This window comes from uncultured Gordonia sp. (assembly GCF_937858515.1).
GTDB lineage: Bacteria > Actinomycetota > Actinomycetes > Mycobacteriales > Mycobacteriaceae > Gordonia.
Genome location: NZ_CALLZT010000131.1, coordinates 1 through 17,368 on the forward strand (window position 1 = coordinate 1; position 17,368 = coordinate 17,368).

The 17,368-nt window shown below is 66.7% G+C and carries 12 protein-coding genes; 3 read left to right on the plus strand and 9 right to left on the minus strand.

Going from position 1 to position 17,368, the window contains the following annotated elements:
- The first annotated feature begins 201 nt into the window (after positions 1 to 201).
- Entirely contained in the window at positions 202 to 567 is a 366-nt protein-coding gene (locus tag Q0627_RS11905; RefSeq protein WP_291019625.1) for an excalibur calcium-binding domain-containing protein, read from the plus strand.
- 136 nt (positions 568 to 703) lie between these two features.
- Here Q0627_RS11905 and Q0627_RS11910 read toward each other — a convergent pair whose 3' ends face one another.
- From Q0627_RS11910 to raiA, 6 genes are all read right to left on the minus strand, one after another.
- Positions 704 to 1,864 (minus strand): ferredoxin reductase, encoded by a 1,161-nt coding sequence (locus Q0627_RS11910; protein ID WP_291019624.1) that lies wholly within the window; start codon positions 1,862 to 1,864, stop codon positions 704 to 706.
- A gap of 100 nt (positions 1,865 to 1,964) precedes the next feature.
- The gene (locus Q0627_RS11915) at positions 1,965 to 2,504 is read right to left on the minus strand and encodes a DUF6912 family protein (protein ID WP_291019623.1); all 540 of its coding nucleotides are present in this window, start codon (positions 2,502 to 2,504) and stop codon (positions 1,965 to 1,967) included.
- Between the two features lie 34 nt (positions 2,505 to 2,538).
- Positions 2,539 to 4,017 (minus strand): wax ester/triacylglycerol synthase domain-containing protein, encoded by a 1,479-nt coding sequence (locus Q0627_RS11920; RefSeq protein WP_291019621.1) that lies wholly within the window; start codon positions 4,015 to 4,017, stop codon positions 2,539 to 2,541.
- Between the two features lie 86 nt (positions 4,018 to 4,103).
- A complete protein-coding gene (locus Q0627_RS11925; RefSeq protein ID WP_291019619.1) occupies positions 4,104 to 4,622 on the minus strand; it encodes an Rv3235 family protein in 519 nt (172 codons plus the stop codon).
- Positions 4,623 to 4,792: 170 nt separating this feature from the next.
- A complete protein-coding gene (gene secA / locus Q0627_RS11930) occupies positions 4,793 to 7,621 on the minus strand; it encodes a preprotein translocase subunit SecA (RefSeq protein WP_291019675.1) in 2,829 nt (942 codons plus the stop codon).
- Positions 7,622 to 7,848: 227 nt separating this feature from the next.
- Positions 7,849 to 8,622 carry a ribosome hibernation-promoting factor, HPF/YfiA family gene (gene raiA / locus Q0627_RS11935; RefSeq protein WP_291019617.1) on the minus strand — a complete coding sequence of 258 codons (774 nt, stop codon included), beginning with the start codon at positions 8,620 to 8,622 and terminating at the stop codon, positions 7,849 to 7,851.
- Between the two features lie 465 nt (positions 8,623 to 9,087).
- Between raiA and Q0627_RS11940 the strand changes: the two genes are divergently transcribed.
- The gene (locus Q0627_RS11940; RefSeq protein ID WP_291019615.1) at positions 9,088 to 9,780 is read left to right on the plus strand and encodes a ComF family protein; all 693 of its coding nucleotides are present in this window, start codon (positions 9,088 to 9,090) and stop codon (positions 9,778 to 9,780) included.
- A gap of 78 nt (positions 9,781 to 9,858) precedes the next feature.
- A complete protein-coding gene (locus tag Q0627_RS11945; protein WP_298810116.1) occupies positions 9,859 to 13,170 on the plus strand; it encodes a caspase family protein in 3,312 nt (1,103 codons plus the stop codon).
- A 37-nt stretch (positions 13,171 to 13,207) separates the two neighbouring features.
- Here the strand turns inward: Q0627_RS11945 and Q0627_RS11950 are convergent, their stop codons facing one another.
- The 3 genes from Q0627_RS11950 to mtrA are packed head-to-tail and all read right to left on the minus strand — an operon-like array spanning position 13,208 to position 17,270.
- Complete coding sequence (locus Q0627_RS11950) at positions 13,208 to 14,950, minus strand: LpqB family beta-propeller domain-containing protein (RefSeq protein WP_291019612.1); 1,743 nt, start codon at positions 14,948 to 14,950, stop codon at positions 13,208 to 13,210.
- A complete protein-coding gene (mtrB, locus tag Q0627_RS11955; protein ID WP_291019610.1) occupies positions 14,947 to 16,587 on the minus strand; it encodes an MtrAB system histidine kinase MtrB in 1,641 nt (546 codons plus the stop codon). Before mtrB ends, Q0627_RS11950 begins: the two co-directional genes overlap by 4 nt.
- Positions 16,584 to 17,270, minus strand: coding sequence for an MtrAB system response regulator MtrA (gene mtrA / locus Q0627_RS11960; protein WP_298810121.1), 687 nt, complete (start codon positions 17,268 to 17,270; stop codon positions 16,584 to 16,586). Before mtrA ends, mtrB begins: the two co-directional genes overlap by 4 nt.
- Between the last annotated feature and the right edge of the window lie 98 nt (positions 17,271 to 17,368).

A 17,368-nucleotide genomic window follows, 5' to 3' on the forward strand; every position in this document is an offset into this window, starting at 1 on the left:
CAGGTGCGCGTACTCGGGGATGTCAGTGATCGCCATCGTTTCCGTCTATCTCCAAACCCATCGACTACGTAACCGTAACTTACGCAATCGTAAGTTACGGTTACGTAGTTGTCCAGTACCGCCCGCCTCCCGATCCGGGCGACAGGCAACACACAGGCACGGCGCAGGCCGTCCCAAGCTCCGGCCCATACGTTCTTACGCATGGCAAAGATGACGAAGGTCACGGTAATCGCAGGTTCGGCGCTCGCCGCCGGAACGATCATGATGGGCGCCTTCGCCCCCATCGCGTCGGCGGCACCCAGCGGTCCCCAGAACCAAAGCAACCAGAACCAAAGCAACCAGAACCCCGGCAATCACCAGCAGACACCCACCCAGAAGCGGATCACCACGTTCGGATCGTGCGCCGCGCTCAACCGCACCTACCCGCACGGCGTGGCCCGCGCCGGCGCCCGCGACCGCACCACCCAAGGCCGGCGGCAGGTGCGCGGCTACACAGTGAACACCAACGTCTACAACCACAACAAGCGCCTCGACTACGACAACGACGGCATCGCCTGCGAGCGCTGAGCCCGCCGCCGACACAGCCTTCCGGTCCGGGTCCCCTCCCTCTCCGGCCGTGAGAAAAGGGTGTGTCTCCCCGATCCCCCATAGGATCGGGGAGACACACCCTTTTGCGGTCTCCGATGTTTGTGACCTACTGGCCTCACACGTCGAGCGTGCAATCCCCCGCGGCGGCGCTGACACAGGTCTGCACACGCTCGCCTTCCACGTGTTCGACGCCGGTGCGCAGGTCGCGGACAGCGCCCTTGTCGATCATGACCACGCAGCTCTGGCAGATGCCCATCCGGCAACCGAACGGCATCAGCACGCCCTCGTTCTCGCCGGCCTCCAGCAGGGTGGTCGCGCCGTCGACGGTCGCGGACTTCCCACTGCGGCCGAACGTCACCTGCCCACCCTGCGCACCCGACGCGCCGCGTTCGAGGGCGAAACGTTCGATGTGCAGGTTGCCGGGGGCACCCGCGTCGGCGAACGTCCGCTCAAGCAACTCCAGGAACCCGGCCGGACCACAGGCCCAGGCCTGCCGGTCGGCGAGATCGGGACAGAGTTCGGCGATGCGCCGCTCGGTCAGCTTGCCGCCCGAGCGCGTGAACACGGTGTGCACGGTGGCGAAGCCGTCCCGGGACAACTCGTCGAGTTCGTCACCGAACAGCAGGTCGTCGGGGGTCGGCGCCGAATGGACGACGACGAGATCGGTGCGCTGCCCGCGATGACGGATCATCCGCAGCATCGAGATGATTGGGGTGATCCCACTGCCGGCGGTGGCGAACAGGATCTTCTCCGGCAGCGGATCGGGCAGCACGAACTCACCGCGCGGGGCGGCCAGACGGACGATGGTTCCCGGCTGCAGGCCGTTGACCAGGTGCGTCGACAGGAAGCCCTCGGGCATCGCCTTGACCGTGATCGAGATCGTCTTGTCAGCCTGCGAGATGTCTGGCACCGAGGTCAGCGAATACGAGCGCCACGTCCAGCGGCCGTCCACCAGCACCCCGATACCGACGTACTGGCCGGCGGCGTAGTCGAAGGAGAACCCCCAGCCCGGTTTGATGCGGATGGTGGCCGAATCCTCGGTCTCGCCGGTGACCGACACGATCTTGCCGCGCAGCTCACGGGCAGACCACAGCGGATTGGCCAGGTGCAGATAGTCGTCGGGCAGCAGCGGCGTGGTGATCCGGGCGGCGGCGGCCCGGACCCAGTTGGCCGCGCGGTTACGCGAGGCCACCTCGGCAACCGGCGCCTCGAAACGTTCCCGCCAGGACCGCGAACGGGGCTCCCGATCGCCGGTTCCGCGTTCCTGCACACCCATGACCATGAACACCTTCAATCCCAGTTACGGAGACAACCTACGCTTGCGTAGGTTACGGTACCGGAACCTGACGTCGGCGGCCACCTCGGTGCGGGTTCGGTCAGAGCAGTTCGAGCAGGAACGGCAGCTCCTGCGTCGCATACCAGGCCAGATCGAAGTCCTCCACATCGCCGACGGCCAGCTCGGCATCCTCATCGCCGAGGTCCGCCGCGTCGACGACGAGCACCGCCGCGCGCACCGCATCTTCTGCATCGGAGACGTCGACATGCACCGACGCGATCGCCGACAGCGGTACCGGCCCGGGCACCTTGACCACCGCGGCGTCGAGATCGGGCCGCGGCTTCACCTCGTCGACATCGGCGGCCACCACCACCCGGCGCGGCGGGAATCGCGGCCTCTCACCGGCCGGTCCTGACCCGTCCGACTGCCCCGGCCCGTCCGCTTCTGCGGCCAGCAGGCGCAGCGAAGCCCTGGCCGCCTCCCGCATCGCAGCCTCCGACAGTTCTTCGTCGTCACCGGACAGATACGCCTCGCGCAGGGCCGGTGTGAGCGCGAACGCGGTACCGCCAATCGGCGTGAACTCCCCCACCTCGTTGAGCCGCATCAGCATCGCCAAGGTCGCAGGCAGGTAAACCCTCATGACCGGCAAGCCTAACCGCTTCTCGCAGTGCGTCTCACAGCACGGCGAAGAGCTCATCGTAGGACTCGGTGACGTACTCGGCCATCGCACCCAGGTCCGGTAGCACCCCTTGGTCGGCGATGAACGAGAACAGCAATGCGCCACAGTATTCGACGACGCCGATCGCCAGCGCATGCTGCTGCATGAATGCCGGCACCGCGTAGAGTTCCGAAACCTTCTGCCCCGCAATGTATCTGCGCGATATCGGGGCACTGGGCATGGTCACCGGGACGTTGTAGGGACGACTCGTGATACTGCTGAGCGCCCGGGAGCTGAACTCTGGAAAGGGCACCACGCCCAGTTCGGGAAGGATCGGGCGGATGCCCATCGACACCCGGCGCGAGGAATGCGCGTAGCGATTGGCCAGACCGGCGACCTGCACCAGCCGCATCGACGGGTTGTCTTCTCCGACAGGAAGATCGGTGACGAATCCGGGTGTTCCGACGGCCACCGTCCGAGGTTCGGCATCCATCCGCCGCTGCACCGACGGGTCACGCGAGGACAGCGGCAACACCACCCGCACCGTGTCACCCGGCGCGATCGTCGCCTCCACCGACAGCTTCCAGCGCCGCAGCACCCCGCTGATGATGGACAGCACGACATCGTTGACCGTGCAGTTATAGCGTTCGGCGATCTTGGCGCAGCCCCGGCGCTGTACCGACGCCTCGGCGAACGAGCGGGTGGGAGTGCTCGAGCGGTTCAGCGGACTCGCCGGCGCCGAATCCATAACCTGCTGAACCAGCGAGCCGGTGCGCCGCACCGTGCGCCCGGCCAGCGAACGGACCTCGGCGACCAGGCCGTTGCCGGTGAGGACCGAGCTGACCAGGTCACCCGGCCGCGCCACCGCCTCGGCGATGGCACCCAGCGCCAACTGTGAACCGCTCGGCACCGACCGCGCCATCCACAGATCCTCGGGCATCTTCTCCTGCTCGCGGGTCTCGTCGGTGAGGACCTCGCTGATCTCGCGATGGGTGTCCTCGTCGACCAGACAGCGATGCGACTTGGTCAGGACGGCCAGCTTGCCGTCGGCCAGGCCCTCGATCAGGTATGCCTCCCATAGCGGCCGCGTCCGGTCCAATGGCCGCGACATGATGCGCGCCACCAGGTCGTCGAGCTGTGCGGGACCCCCCGGCGCGGGCAGCCCGGCACGCCGGATGTGGAAATTGATGTCGAAGTCGGGATCGTCGGCCCACACCGGGCGGGCCAGACCCATCGTCACCGGGATGACCAGCTGCCGGTACCGCGGCACCAGCTGCAGGCGGTTCTCGATGAGCTCCACCAGGTGCTTGTAGTCGAGCACCGGCCGCTTCGTGGCGGAAGCGTCCTTCGCCGAGGCCGCCTTGCCGGATGCGGCGCCGCCCTTGGCCGTGCCGGGGCCGTCCGGGGTGACGATCAGCAGGGCACCGAGGTGCGTCGTCGATCCGGCCTCGTCGAGGAAGTAGAACGTCGCATCCCGGGGACTCAGCCGCGCCATGGGGCACCTCGATCCATCACCGGCATAACGGTACCCGGTGCCCACAGCCGTGTCGGGCGATCCCCGCTCCACCCGCACCGTCCCGCTCAGCAGAAGTCGAGTGCGGTGAGCTGCCACCGGTACTCCCAGCGCGCCGGCATGAGCACGTCCGCGTCGATCGGCCGGGGAATCCTGTGCGGCGAGCGTACGGCGACGCCGCAGAAGGCACGCACGCGGCCCCCGATCGTGTAGCTGCCGAAGATGCGCGCCGTAGCCTCGCCGCTCATCTGCACGTGGACGCGACGCAGTGTCGCCGAACCCGCGGCCGCCGGTGCGAGATCCCGCGCGTGCGGTCGCACCCCGAGCTGTCTCAGGACTCTGAACCTGTCGGTCAGTTCCGGTGACACGGACGTGGACAGCTGCCCGAAACCGCGGCGGCCGTCGAGCGCCTCGAACAGGACTGTGAGGGCGCCGACTGCGAACCTGCGCACCACGGCGCCCTCGTGACGGACGCCGGCAGGTTCGGGCTCGGGGCGATTGCCGTCCGGGACCTGCCGCGCCGTTGTGCGGTTACGGGACGCGACGAGCGCGGCCGGGTGTTCGTAGTCCGGGGCGGATCGAATCACGACTCGCGGTGTGTGTATGGGGAGCGGTGTCTGCATGGGGAGCGGTGTCTGCATGGGGATCAGACGCAGCGAAACACCGTTTGGTTCCATCCGAACCGGAATTTTTTTCACCAAATAAAGTGCAACGGCGTGCCGCCCCGCGACACGCCGTTACATGGATCTTTCCGACCTCAGTTCCGCTGCTTCTTCGACTTCGGTGGCTTGGTACGATTCTTCGAGTTGGCCCGCTTGGCGGCCCGGCGGTCCCGGCGGGGCGCCGCCAGGACCGGATCGCCCTCTTCCTGCTCGTCGGTGAGGGTCTCGACGCCGCCGTCCTCGGCCGGACCGGTGTAGATCACGCCCGAGGCCGACGTGCTCTGGTCGGCGCCACTCGCCCGCAACGCCGCCGGGGCCCGATTGCCCGCGGACTCCGTATCGGCGTCGGCACCGGCAGCCGCCGCCGACAACCTCGGCGCCGGCACAGGCTTGATCAGCGACGGCGCGGGCTCGATCTCCTGCGTCTGCACCTGCACGTTGTACAGGAAGCCGAGGGCCTCCTCCTTGATGCCCTCGAGCATCCCGGTGAACATGTCGTAACCCTCACGCTGGTACTCGGCGACCGGATCACGCTGGGCCATCGACCGCAGATGAATGCCTTCGCGCAGATAATCCATCTCATAGAGATGATCGCGCCACTTGCGGTCGATCACGTTGAGCAGGATGCTGCGCTCGAGTTGACGCATCGCGCCCTCGCCGGCGACCTGATCGATCTCGGCCTCACGCGCGGCATACGCCTTGTGGGCGTCGTCGAGCAGCGCGTCGCGCAGTTCTTCGGGGGTGACGTCGTCTCGCGCCCCGTCGATGTCGGTGCGGAAGACCAGGTCGGGATCGAGGTCGAGCGGGTACAGGGTCCGCATGGCGCGCCATAGTTCGTCGACGTCCCAGTCCTCGGCATAGCCCTCGGCGGTGGCACCGTCGACGTAGGCGCTGACGACGTCGTCGATCATCCGCTGCACCTCGTCGGCGTGATCCTCGCCTTCGAGGATGGTGCGGCGTTCTCCGTAGATGACCTTGCGCTGCTCGTTCATCACCTCGTCGTACTTGAGGACGTTCTTGCGGACCTCGAAGTTCTGCTGCTCGACCTGCGTCTGCGCACTGCGGATGGCCTTGGTGACCATCTTGGCCTCGATCGGCACGTCGTCGGGCAGGTTGACACGGGTCATGATCATCTCGAGCGCCGCGCCGTTGAACCGGCGCATCAACTCGTCGCCGAGCGAGAGGTAGAAACGGGACTCGCCCGGGTCGCCCTGACGGCCGGAGCGGCCACGCAGCTGGTTGTCGATACGCCGTGATTCGTGGCGTTCGGTGCCCAGCACGTACAGGCCGCCGGCCTCGCGCACGGCCTTGGCCTGCTCGGCGGCGTTGTCCCGGGCGACCGCGATGGCCTCGTCCCACGCCGCCTCGTACTCCTCCGGCGTCGTCACCGGGTCGAGTCCGGCCTTGCGCAGACGCATGTCGGCGATGATGTCGGGGTTACCCCCGAGCACGACGTCGGTACCGCGGCCGGCCATGTTGGTGGCGACGGTGACCGCGCCGAGCGTGCCGGCCTCGGCCACGATCTGCGCTTCCTGCTCGTGATACTTGGCGTTGAGCACCGAATGCGGGATACCGCGCTTCTCGAGCTGGCGCGACAGGTACTCGGAGCGTTCGACGCTCGTGGTACCGATCAGCACCGGTTGCCCCTTCTCGTGACGTTCGGTGATGTCGTCGACGACCGCGGCGAACTTGGCCTCCTCGGTCTTGTAGATGAGGTCGGTCTGATCCTTGCGGATCATCGGCTTGTTGGTGGGGATCGGCAGCACACCGAGCTTGTAGATCTGGTCGAACTCGGCGGCCTCGGTCTCGGCGGTGCCGGTCATTCCCGCGAGCTTGTCGTACATGCGGAAATAGTTCTGCAGCGTGATCGTGGCCAGCGTCTGGTTCTCGGCCTTGATCTCCACCTTTTCCTTGGCCTCGATGGCCTGGTGGAGTCCCTCGTTGAAGCGGCGGCCGTCGAGCACACGGCCGGTGAACTCGTCGACGATCACCACCTCGCCGTTGCGGACGATGTAGTCCTTGTCGCGGTGGAACAGTTCCTTGACCTTGATGGCGTTGTTCAGGTAGCCGACCAGCTGCGAGTTGGCCGCCTCGTACAGGTTGTCGATGCCGAGCTGATCCTCGACGAACTCGACGCCCGCCTCATGCACGCCCACGGTTTTCTTCTTGATATCGACCTCGTAGTGGACGTCCTTGTCCAGCAACGGTGCGATGCGGGCGAACTCGGCGTACCACTTGCTCGACGAGTCGGTGGGGCCCGAGATGATCAGCGGGGTGCGGGCCTCGTCGATGAGGATCGAGTCGACCTCGTCGACGATCGCGAAGTTGTAGCCACGCTGAACGAGTTCATCGAGCGTGTGTGCCATGTTGTCTTTGAGATAGTCGAAGCCGAATTCGTTGTTGGTGCCGTAGGTGATGTCGGCGTGATAGGCGTCGCGGCGCGCGGCGGGACTCATCCCGGTGAGGATCACCGCGGTCTCCAGGCCCAGGAAGCGGTGCACCCGGCCCATCCACTCGGAGTCACGTTTGGCCAGGTAATCGTTGACGGTGACCACGTGCACGCCGTCGCCGGAGATCGCGTTGAGGTAGGCGGGCAGTACACAGGTCAGGGTCTTGCCCTCACCGGTCTTCATCTCGGCGATATTGCCGTAGTGCAGCGCCGCACCGCCCATGATCTGGACATGGAAGTGCTTCTGGTCGAGCACTCGCCAAGCGGCCTCCCTGGCCACCGCGAACGCCTCGACAAGCAACTCGTCGAGCGACTCGCCGCCGGCGTAGCGCTTCTTGAACTCGTCGGTCTTGGCGCTCAGCTCCGCGTCGGACAAGGCCTCCATCTCGTCGGAGAGCGCCTCTACGTGCGATGCGATCGCATCGAGCCGTTTAACCATGCGGCCCTCGCCCATGCGCAGCAGCTTGTTCAGCACCGTGTTGCCAATCCTCACTGAAGTCCCTCGGAACCGTCCGTCCGACGCCCCGAATTCCCAACTCTGATCGTCAGAGCATAGATCGCAGCCCATCGTACTCAGGCAGTCTGAGTAGACGCTTACCGGCACACTCGCAGGCCGACGGCCCACTGCCGGGGTGGGGTACGTGTGCATACCCCACCCCGGCAGTGGTGTTTTTCGATACGTGCTACCGGCGCATACGGCCGTCAGTGCGTCTCGGCCAGGCGGATCAGTCCGTAGTCGAACGCATGCCGGCGGTACACGACGGACGGTTTGTCGGTTTCCTTGTCGTGGAACAGGAAGAAGTCGTGCCCGACCAGTTCCATCTCGTACAGCGCGTCATCGACGGTCATCGGCGGCGCCTTGTGCTCCTTGATGCGGACGATCTGTCCGGGGCTGTGCTCGGTGACGCCGTCGTCCCAGGTCTGTTCGACGTCGTCGGCGACGGGGCGCGTCAGCGTCTCGGTGAGCTGATCGCCACGCAGTGGCGGTGCGCCGACCTCGGTCGCCGCGGCCACCGATATCGGGGTGCGGCTGCCCCGCGAGACGCGCCGGCGGTCCTTGACCCGGCGCAGACCGGATTCGAGCTTGCTGACGGCCGATTCGAGTGCGGCGTAGAAGTTTTCACCACTGGCCTGCCCGCGTACCACCGGACCCTTGCCCTTGGCGGTGAGTTCCACCTGCTGACACACCTTGGACAGCCTGCGGTTGCGTTCGTGGCTCAGCCGTACGTCGAAGCGGAAGATCCCAGGATCGAATCGTTCGAGCCGAGCGAGTTTGTCACGGACGTGGACCCGGTAGTGGTCGGGTATCACCACGTTCCGGCCGGTGAATTCGACGGCGGCGTCAGGCTCCGCGGGCTCGGCGGACTGGACGGTCCCCGGCGGCACGACGAATGCCGACTCGATTTCGTCGTCGCGGATCGTGCGCGCGTCGACTTTTGATTCACGCTGGCCCTTGCGGTGGATGACACTGGACATGCAATTTCCTCCTGTGTTGCTTCCCGGGCCCACGCGGTCACCGTTGTTCGCGATCGGACAGACAGTTCTCCGGATATCTCCGAAACCAAGGCGAATCCTATTGTGCTGAAAAGGAATCTCACCTGCGGTGGCGGTGCGGTCGACGGATTGTGCCCGCCTCGGCGAATCCGGACGGCTCCGAATTCCGTGGGTCGGGGATGGTGGCCATGCCAGCCGACGGCTGACACTCACGAACGCGCTATCACCTCCCTGGCGCACGAACCGCCCTCTCCCGGCGGCCCCGGGCGGCCGTCGTCATCGACGGTCACCCAACGTGTATTCGACCGTAGCCCTAAGTTCGGCGGACGGCTACGTTTCCGGTCAGCATGTCGGTCAGTGGGAACGAATTGATCCGCCGGACCGTCTCCGCGCCGAGTGTGGACAACGCCGTTGGCTCCGGCCGCGCGCACTGGCAGGGTGAACCGGATGAGCACGCAACAACAGTGGAAGGCATTCTGCCGGAAAGTGGTTCGCGCGGGCGCCGATCTGGCCGTACCGCTGTGCTGCGGGGGGTGCGATAGTCCGGGTATCGGGTGGTGTCCGCGCTGCGCCGCGGTGCTGGCCGATTCACCCGAACAGGTGACCACCCGGGTCCCGGTTCCGGCGCCGGCGTGGGCGTGTGCCCGCTACCGGGGCCCGGCCCGGCGCGCGGTCATCGCGGCGAAGGACCACGGCCGGACCGACCTGGCGGCCCCGCTCGGCGACGCACTGGCACACGCGCTTCGTACCCTTGCCCGCTGGGGTGAGCTTCCCGATGTCACTCTGCTGCAACTCGTGCCGGCCCCGACTCGCGCCACCTCGGCCCGCCGCCGAGGCGGTGACCCGGTCACGGCAATGGCCCGGACCGCGGCGTCGCGACTCGGTCCCCGCGTCCGGGTGACGCCGGCCCTGTTCACGGCGGCCTGGACCGCGGACTCCGCCGGCCTGTCGGCACCCGAACGCGCCCGCAACCTCTCGGGCAGAGTCCGGCTGCGAAGGGACGCGCACCTGCATCCGCGCGCCGTCACCGTTCTCATCGACGACGTGATCACCACCGGCACCACCGCCGCCGAGTCCGCCCGCGTACTCGCCGCCCACGGCATCCACCTCGACGCCGTCCTCGTCATCGCCGCGGCGTGATGGTGAGCCCATGCCCTGGGCACCCGGATCGTGATATGACTTGGCGGTATGGCGGGTGTTAACGGAATAGCTCAGAACATGCCGCGCAGGATTCTTTTCGCCATCGGCACCGAAACCTACACCGACAACGAGTATGACGATCGGGACATGGTGCCGGATATCTTGGGCGGCATCGTCGATCTGTTGACGCCATTGGGATTCGAGACGCGTTTCGCCCCATCGGGATATCTGCTGGACCCAGGCCGAAACGTATTCCGTGAGGCGATCCGGCGGGCCAGAGCCGAAGGCGAGATCGTCGTGATCTATTACACCGGCCACGGCGACGACATCAAACACGAGGGTTACCACCTCATTACCACCGACTTCGATAAGGCGAGCCTCCCGGACACCGGCGTGAAGGTCGTTGATGTTCCACCGCTCATCGCCAACCGCACCGACACCGGCGATCTCCACCCGGAGCAGGCACTCACCCTGATCATTCTCGACTGCTGCTTCTCCGGGGGCGGCGCACTCGAGGTATTGCAAGACGCACTGCTCACGCAGCGAAAGAACCCGGTACACACCAACCTGTGGATCTGGGCCACGGCCGGCGACAGACAGTGGGCCGGCGCAGGGCTGTTCACCAAATCGCTGGCGCAGGCATTGACCGATACGACTGTCGGCGCATCACCGCGTGAAATACCCCTGCTCACCCTCCTCGGGAAGGTGAACACCGGACTCGAACGCTCGCAAGCAAATCAGACGTCTGAACTCTTTCCTCCGAATGGCCGACTCACCGGCAATCCACCGTTCTTCCCCAACCCGGGCTTTATGCCCGACGTCGCCGGCCTCACCGTCGATGCCCAGCACTGGACGTCGAAGGCACGTGGCACCGACAGCCCCGCGGCCACGGGGTTCTACCTGGCCGGACGCACCGGACGCCTCCGGGCGGCAACCGACCTCGCACAGTGGATCACCGATCCTGACGAGACCGAGCTCGCTGTCGTCACCGGCAGCCCCGGAACCGGCAAGTCGTCGCTGCTGGCACTGATGACACTCCTGGCCGACGACGCCACCCGCGACAACCTCTTGCGGCACACGACAACGACCTCACTCGCGCATCAAGCCGCGCAATCGTTGCCCGGAGCGACCGATATCGTCGCCATTCACGCCCGGGGCCTCAATGCCGATCAGATCGGGGCGCGTATCGCGACCGACCTCGAACTGGACGCGCACGGGGCACACTCACTCCTCGAACTGCTGCGAAACAACGCATCACCACCGGGGCGGATAGTTTTGGTCGACGCGGTCGACGAGGCCACCAAACCGCACTCGGTCCGCGACGACCTGCTCCTGCCACTGACGCAGTGCGGGGTTCGCGTCGTCTTCGGCGCACGACGACACGTTCTGCCGCCCCCTGACATGCCGGCGATGACGCTCGACCTGGATACGGCCGCATATCACGACCCTGCCGCACTCACCGACTACATATCGCACCTACTCGCTGCAACGCACGAACCGGATACCGACAGTCCGTATGCGCTCGGGCATCCCGACACGGTTGCCGTCGCATCTGCCATCGCCGATCGTGCGACCGATCACCGCGTCGAATCTTTTCTCGTGGCCCGGGTGATCGCGCACGCGCTACGCGCACGCCCGGAGCGTGTCGACCCGTCAACCGCGCATTGGACCGAACTGCTGCCGAACGGCCTCAGTGACGCCTTCAAAGAAGATCTCGACCGATTCGGCGCCCGAGCGCCCACCATGCGTGCGCTGCTCGAGGCTCTCGCCTGGGCTCGCGGGCCGGGACTGCCGTGGGAAATGATCTGGGTGCAGATCGCCCGAACGCTCGCGGGACTACGCAACGAGGACGCACACCTGCACACTTCTGTCGGCGACGCCCCCATCAGCGATGACGATGTGCGCACGCTCCTGAATGACGCGGGCGCCTTCATCATCGAAGACCTCGGCCCGGGCGGACGCTCGGTCTTTCGCCCGTTCCACGAAGAGTTGTCACGATATCTGCGGCTGTCGGCAACCGCCCCCACCGAATCGGGCAATGCCGAAGCAGGCACCAAAGATATCGAGTACGAGATCACCCGTGCACTTGTGCGCACCGTCCCCACAGACAGCACCGATGCCCGGCGTTGGGACCGCGCCCACCCCTATGTCAGCACCTACCTCGCCCAGCACGCGTACGCCGGGCCGGCCGGAACCCTCGACGACCTGATCAGGGACGGCGGGTTCCTCGCCACGGCCGATCCCATGACTCTGACACCACTGCTCATCGACGCGACCCCGGCAAGCACCGAGATCGTCCGTGTCTACCGCCGCGCCCGACCGCTGCTCGGGGACGACCCCACAGCCAATCTCGCGTATGTGCTCGAGAGCGCGGCGGCGGTCGGCGCACTTTCCCTCATCAACCCGGCAGGATTCGCTCCGCTGTACCGCACACTGTGGAGCAATATCTCAACTGACGACAGTGTCCTCACAATCATCGCTCACTCGGGCCCGGTACGGGCGCTCGCGGTCATCGCCACCAGCACCGGCGACCCACTCCTGGCCTCAGCCGGCGACGACGGCACCATCCGACTCTGGAACCCCCACACCGGCACCCCACACGGCCACCCACTCACCGGCCATACGGGCCCGGTGCGGGCGCTCACGGTGACCACCAGCTGCACCGGTGACCCGCTCCTGGCCTCAGCCGGCGACGACGGCACGATCCGACTCTGGAACCCCCACACCGGCACTCCCCATGGCACCCCACTCGTCGGCCATACCGGCCCGGTCCGGGCGCTCACGACCATCACCTGCACCGGAGAAACCCTCCTGGCCTCCGGCGGCGCCGACCGAACCATCCGATTCTGGAACCCCCACACGGGTACCGCCCGCGGCAAACCACTCACCGGCCACGACGACAAGGTGTCGGCGCTCGCGGTCACCACCACCGACACAGGCGAGCCCCTGCTGGCCTCCGCGAGTGCGGACCTCACAATCCGGCTCTGGAACCCCTACACCGGCACCCCACACGGCCACCCACTCACCGGCCACACCGGCTGGGTGAGCGCGCTCGCGGCCATCGGCGACAGCACGGGCGAACCCCTCCTTGCCTCAGCAGGCAAAGACGGAACCATCCGGCTCTGGAACCCCCGCACCGGAACCGCCCACGGTCACCCACTTACCGGCCACGACGGCCCGGTGTCAGCGCTCGCGGTCACCACCACCAGCACCGGAGACACCCTCCTGGCCTCCGCCGGCACCGACAGGACTATCCGCCTCTGGAACCCCCACACCGGGACAATCGTCGAGGTACTTCGCCGGCGGATCGCGCCGGCCACATTGCTCGGAAACGGATCGCGACTGGTCATCGGCGATAGCGAAGGCCTGACGACGATCGAACTGAATTGACACCGCCGACGAGAGTGCATCTTCGGTGTCATTCCCGTTACGGCAGGACCGGGATCGCGCCCGGGGTCATCGCGGTCTCGACTTCGGTCCAGTATTGGTCGGGTTCGCCGTTGGTGCGGCCGAGGCTGAGGACGCCGCGGCTGTCGCCGACGTAGACGGTGGCCACATCCGCGGCGACCGATCGGACGGGGGGTGACAGGTTGCCGCTGAGCAGGCCGACGGCCTGGGTGCCGTTGATGGACAGTTGCAGGACCGGTGATTCGGGTGAGTCACGGGCGAGCATCAGGGTGGTGGGTGAGGCCCAGTCGATGGCGGTGACTCTGCTGCCGACGTTGTAGGCGGCGATTCTGGGGCCGGTGAGCATGACGCGGCCTTCGGCGTTGGTGGCGACGACGGCGAAGACGAGTTGCCCGTCGACGACCATGGCGATGCGCACGCCGTCGGGTGCGACCTGGAGATCTGTGATGGCTCCGCGAACGAGGTTGTTGACTGCGGTGATGTCGACGGCGGCGGCGTGGTCGATGCCGTCGTCTTCGCGTTGCCATCGCTGGACGCGGCCGTCGACGACGGCCCACAGGGTGCCGGAGGTGCGCCCGAACGACGGCCGGGTGATGGCGGCTCCGGAGACGAGGGTGGCCAGTACGCCGCCGTAAGGTGCGACCACGAGTTCGGAGGATGCCGCTCCGGGACTGCGGGCCAGGACTCCGGCGACACGCTTGCCGTCGGCCGAGATGGTCGCGATGCGCAGGTCGTCGCCGGCGCCGAGTTCACCGGTGACGGGTGTGGTGGTGGTGTCACCGACGTGCAGCAGCGCCCCGTCGCGGATGACGTGGAGTCCTATGTCGGTGCCGACCGCCCCATTCGGGTCGAATTGCTCCACGTCGGTGGTCTTCCAGCCTTTGGGCCGGTCGGTTCGCAGTGGGACGCCGTCGTCGGTGATCTGGTAGGGCCCACCGATTTCGAGGCCTTCGAAGGTGTACACGATCTGGGCGACCATCACGTGTTCGTCGGTGTCGGAGAGTCCGCCGACTCCGGTGAGCGGCACTTGGACTCCGCCGTCACGCACGGCGCTCACTTTGCCGCGCAGCGCGGCGTTGCGGGGGAAGGCGGTGCCGGCGGCGGCTCGTAGGTCGGTCGACGGTCCGGCGATGAGCCGCTGGACAAGGGTGCCCGGATCGGTGTCGGTGCCCGCGTACAGCCAGCGCGGGTCGGGCACGAGAGCCGTGCGGTCGCTGTTGGGAAAGTACAGGGTGGCCGAGCGGTACAGCGATTCGAACTGATTCTTGTCGATGAGGGTGCCGTTGGGCAGCCGGCCGTCGATACGCCACTGGTCGTTGACGCGGCGCAGGTCGAAGGTGGCCGCGACACGTCCGGTGGCCGGTAGCAGTTGCCCGTCGGGTCGCAGGGTGCCCACGTTGTCACCGACCAGACGCAGTCGCACGGTGGTGGCGCTGCGTTCGTCGATGAATACGTTCACTTCGTCGACGACCACCATGTCGCCGCTGGAATCCCATTGCGCCGAGGCTGTTCTGGTGAGGAACTTGCGGGCGGCGCGGTAGTTGCCACGGGGGTTGGCGGTGGCTTTGACGAAGGCCCGCACGAGCGCTTCGGAGTCCATGTCCGGTTGTGGAACGGGGACGGCGTTGGGCGGGTTCTCACGCTGGAATGCGCGGATCGGCTGGGGTGAGGAGTTGTCGGGTATGGTTCCGCAGCCCCCGACGACCAGTGCGAGCACGGTGAGCAGCACCCCGATCACCGTCGCCCGGGTGCGGGCGGTCACGAGGTGTCTCCTTCGGTCGCCAGGACTCTGCCGTTGCCGGATTGTTTGAGCGGCAGTGGGCTACCGAGCAGTTTGTGGCCCCGCACGAGCGGCAGGGTGAGCCGGAAACAGGTGCCTTTGCCCGGTTCGCCCCACGCTTCGAGCCGGCCTTGGTGCAGGCGTGCGTCCTCGATGCTGATGGCCAGGCCGAGTCCGGTGCCACCGGAGCGGCGGACCCGGGACGGATCCGACCGCCAGAATCGGTTGAATACGAGTTTCTCTTCGCCTGGCCGCAGGCCGATGCCATTGTCGCGGACGGTGATCGCGACGGCGTCGCCGTCCGATCGCATGGTGAGGGTGACCGGCTTGTGCTCGCCGTGGTCGATGGCGTTGGCCAGCAGGTTGCGCAGGATCCGTTCGACGCGGCGCGGATCGATCTCGGCGAGGACGGGTTCGGCGGGCAGGTCGAGAACGAGTTCAGTACCGGTGTCATCGGCGAGGTGGCGGACGGTGGCCAGCGCCCCGTCGATGGGGATGGCCATGTCCATGCGTTCGGCGGCCAGTTCGGCCATGCCGGCGTCGTGGCGGGAGATCTCGAGCAGTTCGGTGAGCAGGGTTTCGAATCGGTCGAGTTCTTTGTCGAGGAGTTCGACGGATCGTTTGTACATGGGGTCGAGCTCGTCGCGGGCTTCGTAGAGCAGGTCCGAGGCCATGCGCACGGTTGTGAGCGGGGTGCGCAGTTCGTGGCTGACATCGGAGGTGAACTGGCGCTGGAGTCCGCCGAACTCCTCGAGGTGGGTGATCTGTTTGGACAGGCTCTCGGCCATATCGTTGAACGACGTCGCGAGCCGGGCGATGTCGTCCTCGCCGCGCACGGGCATGCGTTCCTTGAGGCGGCCGTCGGCGAATCGGACGGCGATTCGGGAGGCCGACCGGACAGGGATGACCACCTGCCGGGACACCAGCCACGCGATGGCGGCGAGCAATCCGAGCAGCACGACGGCACCGGTGAGCAGGGTGCCGCGCACGAGATTCACCATCTTTTGTTCATTGGTGAGCGGGAACACCAGGTACAGCTCAAGCCCGGCGATCGCCGAGTTGGTGGGCGTGCCGACGATGAGTGCGGGGACGTTGGTGCCGGAGCCGTTGTCGACGGACGAGTACTGGTAGGCGACCTGCCCGCCCTGCACCATGCTGCGCAGATTGGTGGGCACCTCGTTGGCCGGCCCGGCGATGGTTTCGTGGCCGTCGCGCACGGAGTTGCGCACCACCAGCACGGTGTCGAAGGACCCGACGTCGTCCGAACCCTGTCCGGAGTTGGTGCCACGGTCGGTGAGCAGCGACCGCGTCTGACGCAGCCGGGTCTCCGTCGACATGGCGCCGTCCGAACTCGACAGGTCGCGTTCGACGGTGACGCGGGCACGGTCGAGGGCTTCGGTGGCGGCGGCCAGTTTCACGTTGAGCAGGCTGTCGGTGATCTGGCTGACCAGCACCAGCCCGAGGACAAGCAGCACCACGAACGACAGCAGCAGCGTCGACACCACCACTCGCAGTTGCAGCGAGCGACGCCAGATCTTTCCGAAGGAGCGGCCGAAGCGTGCGGCTGCCCGTGTGATCCGCCCCAGGGTGCTGTTGATTCGCCTGGAACGTCGGATCACGGCGGTCCGGCCTTGTAACCGACCCCTCTCACGGTCAGCACGATCTCCGGGTTCTCCGGATCGGTTTCGACTTTCGCTCGCAGCCGCTGCACGTGGACGTTCACCAGACGGGTGTCGGCGGGGTGCCGATAGCCCCAGACCTGTTCGAGCAGGACGTCGCGGGTGAACACCTGCCGCGGTTTACGGGCGAGCGCCACGAGGAGATCGAATTCGAGGGGGGTAAGCGAGATGGGTACGCCGTCACGGCTGACCTTGTGCGCGGGAACGTCGATCTCGACGGGCCCGATCGACAGGAGTTCGGCGGGTTCGTCGTCGGTGCGGCGCAGCCGGGCCCGGATGCGGGCGACGAGTTCTTTCGGTTTGAACGGCTTGACCATGTAGTCGTCGGCGCCGGATTCGAGGCCCAGGACCACGTCGACGGTGTCGGACTTCGCGGTGAGCATGACGATGGGGACGCCGGAGTCGGCGCGCAGCACCCGGCACACGTCGATGCCGTTCATACCCGGCAGCATCAGGTCGAGCAGGACGAGGTCGGGCCGGATCTCGCGGACGGCGGACAGCGCCTGGGTTCCCTCCCCCACCACGAACGGTTCGAATCCCTCGCCACGAAGCACGATCGTCAGCATTTCGGCGAGCGCGGCGTCGTCGTCGACAACAAGGATCCGTGGCTTCATGGCTCCCATGGTGGCATCTTCGCCGGAAAACGACGACCATGACGCGCCGATCCGGTCGATACCCCACCCCCGACCTGGCCTTTTACCACCCGGGTCCGCCCGGCATC